This window comes from Teredinibacter turnerae T7901 (genome assembly GCF_000023025.1).
Classification (GTDB): domain Bacteria; phylum Pseudomonadota; class Gammaproteobacteria; order Pseudomonadales; family Cellvibrionaceae; genus Teredinibacter; species Teredinibacter turnerae_B.
Window position 1 is genome coordinate 2,299,841 of record NC_012997.1, and the last position, 14,900, is coordinate 2,314,740.

General features: G+C 51.1%; 1 protein-coding gene. It reads left to right on the top strand.

Annotated elements, in window-relative coordinates; all coding sequences use genetic code 11:
- Positions 1-25 precede the first annotated feature (25 nt).
- On the top strand, positions 26-14,869 hold the full coding sequence (locus TERTU_RS09760) for an SDR family NAD(P)-dependent oxidoreductase (protein WP_015818530.1): 14,844 nt from the start codon (positions 26-28) through the stop codon (positions 14,867-14,869).
- The last annotated feature ends 31 nt before the right edge of the window (positions 14,870-14,900 follow it).

Sequence of the window (14,900 nt, forward strand, 5' to 3'; positions counted from 1 at the left end):
CCCCTTCGCGCGATAAGGACTACAAATGTTTGAAGAGCATTTTCATCGGGAAGTTAGAGCGAAAATTAAATCCGACGATTATCCCGTGGCCCACCATCTGGTGCACGGAGCAAGGCTACTGCCGGGCGTATTTCTGATCGATTTAATTTATCGTGCGATTACTGCCTCGGGCATCAGTGCGGAATCGGTGCTACTGAAAAAAATTATTTTTCGCGAACCCGTATCGTTTGGCTTAGATTCCGCGCCCGCAAAAAATTCACGCACTATCACCGTATCTTTCGAGGGTAGCCTAAACCAAGTTAAAGTACGTGTTGTCAGTTTTGCCGAAGGCGAATCGCCGTCTCAGGCGCGTGAACACCTGAAAGCGCATATTGTTCCCGCAACCGGGCAGCGTTTATTTGCACCTAATATACCTGCCGCTATGCCGGCGTCCATGGACGCGGATGAAGTTTATGCATTTGCACGCAACGTGGATATTGTTCACTACGAATTTATGAAGCCGTTGGGGCGATTGAGCCATCTGGATCATGGCACCCTGGCAAGTGTTGAATTGGGTGAGCTTGCGCGCGGCGCCATGAACAACTTTATGCTCCAGCCGGTATTTATGGATTTTGCCACCCTGGTGCCGTTCAGCCGCAATATGTCTGCATATGAGCAGGCATATATTCCAATCTATATCGAGCAAATTCAAGTTTTTCAGCCACTTAAAGACCAGTGTCGGGTCTACAATCCCTCGGAAAATCGCGGCCCTGAGTCTGATGATATTCTTTACAACAATATTTACCTGTATAACGAGCGCGGTGAGATAGCCTTGATATTTGAGCGCTTTGGCGCGAAGCGTATTCGCAGTAGCGATCTGATCCATTCATTGTTGGATAACACAGAAGTCGCGCCTGAGTCAGCGGCGGCTCCTACTGGCGAACAAGTAACGCCGCTAACTGCCACGGCGAAATTAGCCACTGGTGATGCGTCTGCCGCTCCCGCAGACATTGTCCGAAAGATTGTGCTCGATATTCTTGCGAGCAAACTTAAAAAAAATCCCCAGGAAATCGATACCAAAACGTCATTTTATGAGAGCGGCCTGAGTTCTGTCGACCTATTGGATTTCGTCAGCCAATTAGAGGCTGGGTTGGAATTGGAACTCTATCCAACCTTACTCTTCGAACATACCAGCGTAGACGCACTACACGAATTCCTGGTAGCCGAAGTTGAAGAGCAGGGGGTATCGCTTGTATCGACAGTATCAGACGCCGCTTCCCAACATAATCTCAGCGCTAACGCGCATGAAACTGCAACCGGCGCTCAGGTTGTTCCTGAAGTAGAAACCTCGAATGATTCTGAATCACTTAGTGGTTCCGCATCTCGCACTATTGGAATTATAGAGATTGCAAAGCCGGCGCAAATGCCTGTCGAACTACCTGGCGAAGTACCTGGTGAGAGTCCAGAAATAGCGATAGTAGGGCTGGCTGCCCGATTTTCCCATGCAGAGAACGTACGTGAATTCTGGCAAAACCTCTTGGATGAAAAAGATCTGGTGGAAGAAATTCCGTCGGACCGTTGGCCCATTGCTGGCTTTTACAGTGAACGTGGAGAGCCCGGAACCAGTAATAGTAAATGGGGCAGTTTTATTAACGGCGTGGACCAGTTCGACCCGTTATTTTTCGCTCTCTCACCGGTTGACGCGGAACGAATGGACCCGCAGGAACGCCATTTTATGCAGGAAGCCTGGCATGCGCTGGAAGACGCGGCTATGGCGCCAGGCAGTGCGCGGCATGAAAAAAATATGGGCGTTTTTTGCGGCGTTATGTGGAGTGATTATCAACTCTATGGTCACGAAGCCCTGTTGGACAATCAGCCAGCGTTAGCCTCTTCCTGGTTCTCGTCAATTCCCAATCGCGTGTCCTATTGTTTTGATCTGCACGGACCAAGTATGCCGGTGGATACGGCCTGTTCATCTGCGCTCTATGCGATTCACCTTGCGTGCGACAGTTTACGTCGAGGTGAATGCAGCGCCGCTTTAGCGGGTGCGGTAAATCTGTCAGTTCATCCAAGTAAATATATAAAGCTGAGCGCGTTGCAAATGCTATCTCCGACGGGGCGCTGTCGCGCATTTGGCGACGATGCCGATGGGTATGTTCCAGGTGAGGGCGTCGGTGCCGTTGTGCTGGTTCCTCTGGAGCGCGCAGTTGAACAGGGCCAGCACGTCTACGGGATTGTGCGTGGTAGTGCCATTGCACATGGTGGAAAAACTGCGGGGTTTTCTGTACCGAATCATGAATCTCAGGCGGATGCGTTTACCGCTGCATTGAAGGATGCTGGTCTTGCGCCTGCGGCTATCGACTATTTAGAAGCCCACGGTACGGGTACCAAAATAGGTGATCCAATTGAAGTTAATGGGGTGAAAGAAACGTTTAAACGTTTTGGACTGAACGCCCGTGAAGGGCAAATTTTAACGGGTTCGGTGAAGTCGAATCTGGGGCATCTGGAAGCTGCTGCTGGCATCGCCAGTCTCGCCAAAGTACTGATGGCGATGCATCATGGCGTGATCCCAAAGAGTTTGCACACGGACAATCTTAACCCGTTAATCGACTTCAGTCGTACGCCTCTCACACCTGTCCAGATGACCCTGCCATGGCCCTCGAAAGGCACCGAACCTCGGCGTGCAGCAATTGCCTCTTTTGGCGCTGGTGGAGCGAACGCCTACTTGATTATCGAACAATTTCAAAATTCGATAGGCTTATCCGGTCAGACGATGGCTGATCAGCAGAGCTGGGTCCCACTATCTGCTCACAGCGTCGGCCAGCTTTTGGCAAGTGTATATACACTAAAGCGCTATCTGAGCAAAGATCCTGAATTGTCCATCACCGGTATTTCTGCTGTGCTACAGCGAGGCAGAAAGCGTTTGGCCCATCGATTGGTGCTTGAAGCGAGGGATTGTTCCGAGCTACACGGTCTTTTATCGGCGATTCAATCTGAGCCCGACTTATTAGCCAATGCCGGTTATTACGATGGCAAAAAACCGTTGGCGCCCACTTTTGCAAATACCTTGAGTAGTGCGGCGCTAGCCTGGTTAACCGGAGATTCCGGTTCGCACGAGATTGTAGGTGCACCAGCTGGTTATGCCAAATTTGCTCCGTTGGTTCCGGGTTACCCATTTGCCAAGAAACAATTTTGGATCGAGGGCGCGCGGGGATTTACGTCTGTGCCGGCCAGCCGACCGGATACATTGGCAAATGACCACCTGGTCTTGCAGCACCCGGTGTTACCTGGGGTTTATTATCTGGAACGACTGCTACACATGCATGCAGCTAAAACTCCGCTTGCAATACAGCAGTTGAAGTGGCTGGCGCCTGCGGTGTTTAAGGCCGGTCAGGAAGAACAGCTTAAATTTATTCCGACGGAATCAGGATACCAGATTAATTATGGCGAATTGCAGGTTTGCAGTGCACTGATTGTTGAGAGCACTGTAAATAGTACGACCGAACAACATTTAAAATGGCAGTCTCCGGCAAGCAGCGTGCCGGTGCAAGACGTCGATCTGTTCTATACGCAACTATTAAAACTTGGTATTGAGTATGGACCTGGCCTGCGAGTATTGACACGCATACAACACAGTGAGCAGCAGGTATGGGTGAACTACGCGAAAGGGCCTTTGACGGCCTCTGCAATATTAGACGCAGCGTTACAAGCAACCTCGCTGATGCTTTCACCAGCTCGGCAAGATGAAATTCGCCTTCCATTCACGGTCGCAAATCTATGGATAGCGGCAGACGTGCACAACGCGAGTAAAGCGTTCATCCAAAACGTGGGCCACAATCGCTTTGAAATTGGGATTTACGACGATGAGGAAAATGCGGTAGCTGTTCTGCTGGGTGTACAACTTACCACTACAACCAAAACCGCATTGGCGGAATTGCTGAGTAAACAAAATGCACAGCCTTTACTGAAATTTGAACCTCAGTGGCTACAAGTTCCACCCGCACCAATTAACGACGAGCGTGCGGGAGTAACATTGGTCCTGTGCGAAACGCCTTTCGAACACGCAGACGAGCGTTCCTTTGCGGACGGTACCAAAGGCCCTGTTTTATGGGCTCGTGCCGGGAGTACTTTTACGGTTGAACCGGATAATGTGCATTGTGTATGGAATACAACTTCAGATAATGATTACGTAGCCCTGGCAAATTGGTTGCGCGAATTTAATCGCAGTTCCACTACATTTGTTGAGACAGTCATTTATGTACGGAATGGATTAGATAACGCTCGCCTTGGCTTTGAAAATCTCCTCGATTTGATGCGGGCCTGGTATCGCCTGAAGCAAAAGCAGCCCGTAAACACCGTGTTCTTGCACAGCGAATCTCATTATTCCGACGCTTGTGCGGTCGCGTCACTAGCCAAAACCGCCGCATTGGAATTTCCGGCTTTTCGGTTAAAGTCGCTCGAGATTGATACAAGCCTAAACGACATTTCCACGCTGCAAACCGCTTGGTCTGAATCGCATTTAGACAGTGGAGTGCATGTGCGCTATGCAGATGGTGCGCGATACGAAAAACGGATGCAGCCTTGCGTGCCTGCTGCGGCTTCTGTTAATCAACTCAAGAACTTTCGAAACGGTGGCGCTTACGTTATAACCGGCGGCCTGGGCGGGCTGGGAATTATTTTTGCGCGTTACCTTGCAACACACTACAAGGCAAATCTGGTGCTGGTTGGCCGACGTGAGCTGGATAGGGCTGCGACCACAATATGCGATGAAATTGCAGATTGTGGCGGCCGGGCCATCTATATGAGCGCAGATATTAGCGAAACTACCCATGTGTCCGCGGTACTGCACAAAACGCGAGAATCATTCGGCGAGTTGCATGGCTGGATTCATTCCGCTGGTGTTATTCGCGACGCGCTCTTGCCCTTTAAAACGCGAGATCAAATCAGTGAGGTACTCACACCAAAGGTGAGCGCGACTAAAGCGCTTCATCAGGCTTTGCGCAACCAAACGCTGGATTTTGTTTTGTTGTGTTCGTCGGTCAGTGCGATGCTTGGCAGCAAGGGTCAGGCCGATTACTCCGCGGCCAATGGTTTTATGGATGGGTTTGCAGAAGCGGTTTCACACCCGGCGCAGCCCTGGATCTCGGTCAATTGGCCGCTGTGGAAAGACGGCGGTATGCAAATCGCCGAAAAAGACCTTGATGTATTACAGGCCGCTGGACTTGATGTACTAACCACAGATGCCGGTATGCAAACTTTCGAGCGCGCAGTCATCGGCTCGACTGCCACCGTGCTGGAAATGCCAGGTGATCTAGCCAAGTTTATTACTCGCTTCGAGCAAGTTGAAAACCAACGATTTCCGGCTCTAGCTGCTACCGAAGAACCCGCTCGGGCTCAAGTCGCAGAGCGCCTGGAATTACAAAGCATTAATCCGGCAAGTGCTGCAACGCACCAAAAAACAGTGGTGTCCGAAGATTTTACGCCGCAGTTACGCGCCATATTATCAGAACTGCTAAAGCTAGATGATGACGATATTGTCGACGATGAGCCGCTGGACAGCTACGGTATCGATTCGGTGCAAACCGTATCGCTTTTGGAAAGTATCGAAAAAGCATTCGATATTGCAATTTCAGTTATCGAATTTTCAGAACTGAATACATTGCAAAAAATTGCAGACTATATTCTTGGCCAGCAGCCCCCGTCGACGATGGCGGAGGCTGCTGGGGCAGTAGGGGAAAATCAGACCATAGCGAGGTTGAATCGCACGACGTCGGATACCGTTTTATCTGCACCGGCTGTTGAACCACTTATTAAATCGAAAACACAAGCGACTCAGCGTATTGCCACGGACGTCGGCAATAGCTCCAATACCGACAGTTGTCCGCGAGAACAGGACATTGCAATTATCGGTCTTGCTACTCGATTTCCCGGCGCAGAAAATTTAGCTCAATTATGGTCTGCACTTCAGCAGTCACTACCTACAACGCCCATTGCTTACGGCGACCTCTGCGTACAGCGTGGTTATCCATTTATTTCCGAAATTGCTGCACTACCGGTTTTTAGTTTGGTGCAAACCGCCGACCGGCGCACATCGGCATTACCTTATGAGCTGTCTGTCCTGCAGGCGTTGATGAACGAACTACTGGTTTCGGCGTCGTTGGAACGCGAGGCGTATCGCGATAAATCCGTCGGGGTATTCCTTGGCGCAAGTTCGCCCGCATGGCAGGGGTCGACGCTGGACCAAATGCTTACCAGTTCGCTGGCAACCCAATTGAGTCGCGCGGTGGGTTTTACTGGGCCAGCCATGGTCGTGGACAGCGCGTGTAGCTCGTTTATGAGTGCGCTTTACCAAGGTTGTCAGGCGATTAGAACTGGCGATACGGATCTGTCCGTGGTGGGCGCGGTTAACCTGTTATCTAATCCGCATATTGTTGCAGCGATGGCAGAAAAAGGAATGCTCTCGGCAGACGGTATTACGCGGTTGTTCGATACTGACGCTAAAGGTTTTGGCTTATCAGAAGGGGCCGGGCTGTTCCTATTAAAGCCGCATCTCCAGGCGTTATCGGATGGTGATAATGTGTTGGCCGTAATCAGTGGTATCAGCGTTCAAAACGAAGGTATCAGTCCGAGTCAAAGCCTTCCGAACGCAAAAAATTTACAGCGTATGATGCAGCGAACTCTAATGCAAAGCGGGGTGAATGCGAACGCTGTCAGTTATGTGGATATCAGTGGTGTGGGTGATCAACTGATTGATGTGGTAGAGCTGGAAACGATTCACACGACTTACGTGGGCGACGCCGAATTTGATGATTGTGTCGTGTGTTCCGCTAAAGCGCACTACGGGACAGCCTTGCCTGCAAGTGGAATGCTCTCACTCGCTCGGTGTATTTTGGCGATGCATCAGGGTTGTTATCCCCCGCAGCCAAATTTAAACACGCTCGCACCGCGTATGCCATTTCGCGATGGTCACTTTTATCCAACAACGCAACCCAAGCTTTGGCCGCAAACCGCGATACCCCGAACTGCCGCAATAAACAATATGGGCATGGGGGGTACACACGGGCACGTGATTTTGCAGCAGGGTGCAGGGCGTTTGGAACTGAATCGTGATCGGCCAGTGGCCATGTCACCCAGTGCTGCTCAGTCAGTCAGTGACGGAAGCTCACAGGCGTCGCCAGCGACCAAACAGGACATAGCGGCAGCATGGTCTTCAGTGTTGTTGACATGGTTGCGAAAACGCTGCAACGACACGAGCCTGCACGAATCGCGCACCTTCGAAGAATTGGCGCTCGGCTCAGTTGAGATTGCTGAATTGATGGCTTTTATTGAATCAGATATCAATCAGCCGCTATCACCGTCTGTGTTTTTTGATAATCCGACGATTGCGCAGTTGGCCGAGCATATTGTTCGTAAGAGCGGTAGTGCACCCGGTTTTGCTGTGCAGGAAAGAGAATCGCCTGTCGCTGAGAATATAAACAGATTTGATAGTAACGCGGATGGCTTAAGTGGTGGCGCAAAACCATCAACTCCTGCCTTAGTACCGGCAACAGCGCCGGTAATTCCCAATATAGCGATTACGGGAATGGCTGTACGCCTACCTCAAGCCAATTCACTGGATGATTTTTGGCAGCTTATCAAAAACGGTCGCGTTGTGTTAAAGCCGGTAAAAAATGCGCGCCCGGAACTTGCCAGTTCGGATACCAATCGATATGCGGCACTGCTGGATAACGTCCGCGGTTTTGATGGTGAATTTTTTGGCCTTTCACCGCGCGAATGTAATTTGCTGGACCCGCAAGTAAGGCTAGCGTTGCAGACGGTATATCACGCAATTGAGGATGCAAATTTAGCATCGACGATTCGCGGTTCCAACACCGGTGTATTTGCGGGAATTTCCTTCCGTGATTACGAGCATCTTTTGCGGCACAACGGGCCGGATAAAATTGAGGCGCATGAAAGTACCGGTAATGCCGCAACCATGCTGGCTAATCGAATCTCCTACACATTTAATTTAAAAGGCCCATCGGTGGTGGTAGATACCGCGTGTTCTTCGTCATTGGTGGCATTTCATCAGGCGTGCAATGCACTGCGCATGGGGGAGTGCGAGCAAGCAATCGTACTCGGTGCAAGTCTTTTACTTTCCCCCTGGCATTTTGAACACATGGAATCCCTGGGGGCACTTTCGCCGAGCGGTAGATGTGCTGTTTTCGATGCGGCTGCAGACGGTTACATACCTGGTGAGGCGGTAGTTGCGGTGGTACTGCAAACCCAGTCCGCAGGCCATTCACATCCGCAAACGCATCTACAAAATAGCTACGCAGAAGTGATTGCAAGCGGGGTTAACCATGCCGGGAAGACAAATTCCATCACTGTTCCGGGCGTGAGTCAGCAAGCTGCGTTATTGAGCCGCTGCTGGAGCAAGGCAGGCATTCTGCCTGGATATATCGAAACCCATGGTACCGGAACCCCCATGGGCGACCCTATCGAAGTGGATGCGATCGCGCGCGCGTTCAGCGATTCGAACGATGCAGCGGAGTCGTGCTATTTGGGCAGTGTTAAAGCCAATCTTGGCCATACGGAGGCGGCCGCAGGACTTACCGGATTGATAAAGGCTGTACTGGTCACCAAACATGGCATTATCCCGCCGCAGGCGGCATTCACGGAACAAAACAAAAAAATAATCCTGCCGAGCCAGCTCAAAATAAGTTCAACGGAATCAGCTTGGAATCAATTGATCGACCAACGCATATCGGGTATCAGTTCCTTCGGTTTTGGTGGCGCTAACGCACATGTGTTGCTGCGTGGTGTAAAACATAATGTCTCGTTATCAACGCAATCACCGCAGTTGTGTGTCGTGAGTGCACGCACTCGCGACGCTTTAATCAATTCGATAAGACAACTCCGGCACTGGATCGCAACCCATCGCTCCGAGGAACTTGCCGGGATTGCGAGCGCTTTGGCTCAACGGGAAGTATTCGCCGAGCGCATGGCATTTGTTGCCAACAATATCGACGAGTTGCTGCGTCACTTTGATCGTGCGCTCGCTGACGGTTTTCAGCAATCTTGTGTCGGTTATATTGATGAGAATCTGGACCGCGCTGCAACAGATTTTGTGATACGAGGAAAGTCTCCAGTAATTTCTATAACCAGTGTGTTACCTGCGCATCTGCCTGGCTATGGATTTGTCGAGCAGGACTATTGGTTTTCTGAGTCAAAAAACACGTACGGCTCTGGCTCGGATAGCGCCACAACAACTGCTGTAGATGCGACACCGCAGCTGGCGTTCTATGAGCAGAATTGGACGCGACAACCATTAGAAACATCGGAATGCAATCCGGAGCACTCATTGTGGTTGTGCAGCCCAGATGTATTGAAGAGTATTGAGGCTGACGCTCTCTCGGCTGGGCTTTCCGTTCAATGTAAATTATTGGCACTCGAGTCCATAGCAGCGGAGTGCGCAGCTTTCGCTGGCCCAATTAAGATTGCTTTATCTGAGAACGCGAACGGATACCAGGAGCTAGAACGCGGCGGGCAATTCAAAGTGGTCAAGCTGTTGCAGGAGGTTCTCGCCAGCGGTAATGCGGATATCGATATTATTTACATAGATCGCAATGAACTGCCTGCTGCCGAATCACTTATGATGAGTGGTTTTGCGTTATCGGCCAGTGCAATAAAGCCCGGTGTCAGTTTGCGCACAATTTTCGGCGGTCTTTCAGACGCAGAGCTCCTCTCAGAGTTATGCTGTGATCTAGGGCCTGTTTCAGTTCAATACCGCAATGGAGAAAGAGGTTTTTATCGTCCGCAAAAAATTTCCCTGGCCGATGCTACGGCCAGGATTGCGCAGAATAAAACGTCTGGTTTTAAGGTGGGCGGAACCTACGTTATTACCGGAGGTATGGGCAAGCTGGGTCAGTTGCTTGCACGCCAGCTGGTCAATGAATATAAGGCAAATATTATTTTATTGGGGCGACGCCCAATAGATGGGGTTAGTCACGATTTTTGTCGCAGTTTGAGCCACAACGCGAACGCTGTTGTTTATTTACAAGCGGATGTGACCCAAGCCGAGTCTCTACTAGGCGCACTGACTTTTGCCGAGCAACGCTTTGGTAAATTGGATGCGGTATTACACGCGGCCGGATGTTTAATCGAAGGCCCATTGATGAGTAAGTCCGCGAGTGATTTTCGCACGACACTTGCCAGTAAAGTAAGCGGACTTGACAATCTATTGTCTGCCGCGAAAAAGCTCAAAGCCTTCCCGCGCATTCTCGCCTTTTCGTCTACATCTGCTGTTATACCCTCGGCACAACTGGCGGATTATTCCATGGCAAACGCTTATATGGACCATCGTTGCCGCGCGTGTTTTGCTCAAGGTTTACCCGTCGTCGCGGTTCAGCTGCCGTACTGGCAGAACGGGGGCATGCAAGCCGATTCAGCCACGCTTGACCTTATTCAAGCGCAAACAGGGTTTTTGCCTTTGCCGGACCAACTTGGTTTTAACGCGCTGGGCATGGCGGCTGCTCAAGAATCACCGGTCGTTTTAATCGCCTATGGTGATGCGGAAAAAATTCATGCAGTACTCGATGCAGCAATCATGCGTCGCAAGCGTTTACCAATTGCGTTACCTTCCACCGCGGCTTCTTCATACGCTGTTACCAGCGATACTGCGAATAATACAGATACAGAACAAGTGCTTTTGCAACTGGTACAGGACGTGCTCGCCCTGAAAAAACGCCCGGCATTAACTACGCCTCTGGCGGACCTGGGGTTCGAGTCAATTACGGTGATCGAATTCACTCGCCGAGTGAAAACATCGTTGGGCGTGGAGTTATCGGGTGCGGATATTTACAGTTATCGTACGCTGCAGGATTACTTCACTTTTATTCAAAGTCAGATCGTTGTTGATCCAAGCCCCTCTGAGCAAGTTGGAAATACAGCGCAACACCAATCGCCTTTCAACCGTGTAGGTTCTGAAAGTGTGACTACGCCGGAAAACCAAGCACAGGAAATCTTGCTGGTCGGAATGGCAGGCCGCTTCCCCGGCGCCCAAGATCTTATGCAATTTTGGCAAAATCAACTGGCCGGAAAGGACGTAATCCAAGAAACCTTTCCTGAGCGCATGGTTGGCGAACTGCAACCGACTATCACCGGTGCGGGTTTCTTAAGTCGTGTGGATGACTTCGATGCAGGCTTTTTTAATCAGACTCAGGTGCAGGCCGAACAAACAGATCCGCAGCAGCGTTTGTTGCTTCAGTCCACCTGGCACGCGCTGGAAGATGCTGGTGTGACCGCGGAATCGCTGAGCGGGTGTAAAGTCGGCGTCTTCATTGGTATTTCGAATATTGAATACCGCGAAGTGTTGGCAGCGTTTGCAAGCCACAATGGCCACAACGTTAGCGGTACATCATTGTCGATGTCAGCGAATAGTATTTCCTATTTTTTCAACTGGACAGGCCCCAGCGAGACGGTTGATACAGGCTGTTCGAGCTCTCTGGTCGCATTACACCGTGCGCGCAAAGCATTGGATGACGGCGACTGCGACTGGGCCGTTGTCGGTGGGGCCAATTTACTGTTGAGTAAAAACAGTTTTAAAGCGTGTGAAGATGCAGGCATGTTATCGAAAAATCAGCGTTGCTATACCTTTGATGCACGTGCTAACGGTTATGTGCGTGGGGAGGGCGTTGGTGTGGTCTTACTTAAAGGCAAATCGGTCACCACGCCCACGGCGCCCGCATACGCTGCACTCAAAAATACCGGCATTAATCACAATGGCAAAGGACAAAGCCTGACGGCGCCAAGCGCAATCGCTCAAAGCGAACTGTTGCAACAGGTGTATTCAAAGCGAAATTTGAATATTGACAATCTCGACTACATTGAGTGTCACGGTACGGCTACGGAACTGGGGGACCCAATCGAAATTAACGGGCTCAAGCTCGCGTTTGATGCCTTAGGCCAGTCGCCGACACAGTGTGCTTTAGGAACCGTGAAAACCCATATCGGCCATTTGGAATCCGCTGCTGCTATTGCCGGTTTAATACGCACGGCGCTCGCACTCCATACTCGACAGCGTCCTGCAAATTTGCATTTCCAAACGCTCAATCCACACATACGCCTTGCTAACTCACCATTTTATATTCAGGCGGAACGCGAGCCATGGTCCGGCGCTGGCCAGCGGCTGGCGGGCGTCAGCAGCTTCGGTTTTGGTGGTGTCAATGCTCACGCCGTGCTCGGCTCTGTAAACGATACCACCGCTTCAGCGCAGACCAATCAACGATTGTTATTTGTATGGTCCGCTAAAACGGAAGAAAGCCTGCGTCAGCAACTTATTAACTTTAAAAACTGGTTGGAACAACAACAAGCCCCGTGCTTGGCCAGCGTTGCGTTCACACTAGCCAATCACCGCTGCGCATTTACACAACGCGCAGCACTTGAGGCACAGAGTGTGGCTGAAATCCTCAGTGCGATTAACGACTTTGAACATCAGCGCGAGTCTGCATTAGCTTTTTGTAGACACCCCGCGAAAGCCAATGGCTGGCACCAGGCGGAGTTGGCTGTGCCGTGGTTAAACGGAGAATCGGGTGCGCGAGTGGCGTTTTCGGATAATCTCCCGGTGGCGCGCATACCGGGTTATGCATTTGAACAAACCCCATGCTGGCCACAGAATTATCGCGCAAGCGAGGAAACTGCCCCACCAATTTCTTCTGCGCCCCAGCATACCGCGGAACCACCTCCTTCCGTCGCACACGATTTAGCCGCAGTGCGTAAAAAGGTTCGCGATATTTTTATCGAGGTCACTCGCCAGCCTTTTAATGACGCAACACCAGACAAACAGTTTGACGAGTTGGCCATCGATTCCATCACGGGTTTGACATTGGTAAATAAACTTGCCGAGTACTTTGGGTCGGTGAGTAAAACCCTGCTGTTTGAACACAAGACGATAGCGGAGTTAACAGACTACTTTAGCCAGCGGAAGATAGCGGATTTTCGGCCTGAAGTTAGCGCAGCAGACTCGCCGCAATCCCTCTCTGCCAACAATAGCGACATTGCCATCGTGGGTATGGCTGGTCAGTTTGCCAGTGCTGATAATCCAGAGGCGTTGTGGCAGATGCTGAGTGAGCATGGCAGTGGTATTCGTGAAGTCCCCGCAGAAAGGTTTGACTGGCGAGCTATTTTTGGTAACCCGCAGGAAGATGACTCCAAAACAAATTGTAAATGGGGTGGATTTGTTAACAACGTGGATCTGTTCGACCCGGCGTTTTTCGGTATTTCACCGAAGGAGGCGGAAGCCATGGACCCACAGCAGCGGCTGTTCTTGACCGCGTGTTACCAAACCTTAGAAGAAGCGGGCTATAACCCATCTGCGTTAAAAGGTAAAAAAGGCGGTGTATTTGCCGGTGTGAGTGCATTGGATTATATCCATGTGGCAGAGCGCGCTGGGCGCGAACGCAGTATGCACACAGCGTCTGGCCTTGCTCATACAGTTGTGGCGAACCGTGTGTCGTATTTCTTTGGCTTTACCGGCCCCAGCGAAATAGTCGATACCGCCTGTTCAAGTTCGCTGGTGGCAATTCACCGTGCAATACGATCACTGCAACACCATGAGTGTGATTTCGCGTTAGCTGGCGGTGTAAACCTGACCCTAACGGAAGAATTGTTTGTTGCTTTTGGTCAGTCCGGGTTTTTATCGCCAACCGGCCGGTGCCATTCTTTTTCCGATCAGGCCGATGGTTATATTCGCGGCGAAGGGTGTGGCGTAGTGATGCTTAAACGCCGTGCTGATGCACTTAAGGATGGTGACGATATTCGCGGCATCATTCGTGGTTCTGGAGTGAATCACGGCGGTCGTGTGCGGTCGCTGAGTGTGCCTAATCCTGGTGCGCAAGCTGAATTAGTCGAGCAGGTATGGCGGGAGGCGAATGTATCCCCGGCAGATATTTCCTACATCGAAGCGCACGGAACCGGCACTTCACTTGGCGATCCCATCGAGATTGAAGGTTTGAAAAAAGCGTGCGAGAAGCTGGCCGTTTCAGCTAGTCAACCCTCCATAGCGGTAGGCGCGCTTAAAGCCAATATTGGCCATCTTGAGAGTGCGGCAGGCGTCGCCGGGTTAATTAAAATTTTGCTCTGCATGCGTCAGCAGGAGTTACCGGCTATTGCTGGGTTGGAGCGATTGAATCCCTACCTGGAGGTAGAAAATACCCCGCTTACGCTGCTGCAAAAAAATACCCCCTGGCCAGTTCCAGAACAGGGTGCCCGCATTGCAGCACTGAGTTCGTTTGGCTTTGGTGGTACTAACGCGCATATGGTCGTTGAGGCTCCAGATCATGTGGTACGAGATACCGCTAATTCAGTATCTGTTGATGCCCTAGCTGATGGCTGTTGGCTACCACTCAGTGCGCACAGCGAAACCGAATTGGATAGCTATATCGTTATTCTGACGGCGTTTTTTTCCGTGTTAGAAAAAACAGACTGGCCGACACTGGCCCAGTGTGCCTGGGTGTTACAAACAGTACACGACGCCCGCGACACGCGTGTGCTGATGTTCGCGAAATCTGTTGATGACTTTGTTAAGCAATTAACGCACTGGGGCGGCTTGCAGCAATTTGATCAGGTTGGTGTACCCGCTGATCTAACCCCCTGGCTGAAAGGTGAACAGGACAGCTGGCCGGAATCCCGCGTTAGCGATAAACCGAGTCATCATAAAGCGTTACCGGCGCGGCCGTTTGGTGGTGAGCGTTATTGGCACCCAGAAGATGATTCTTCTCGCGGAAAGACGACAGCGGTCGGGCCAGTGGCTAACGATATGGTCGCAAACGAAGACTGGCGTCTGGTGCTCACCCGACTCGCAGAGGGCGACATCGATCTGGATACCTCAAATGCGGCAATTCGGCTTTAAACGCAGTGGTTGCCTCAGGTTGTTTTGGTAA

Bases quoted from the DNA above. Each gene is read 5' to 3' on its own strand.
- TERTU_RS09760 (WP_015818530.1), top strand. From the start codon at position 26: ATGTTTGAAGAGCATTTTCATCGGGAAGTTAGAGCGAAAATTAAATCC.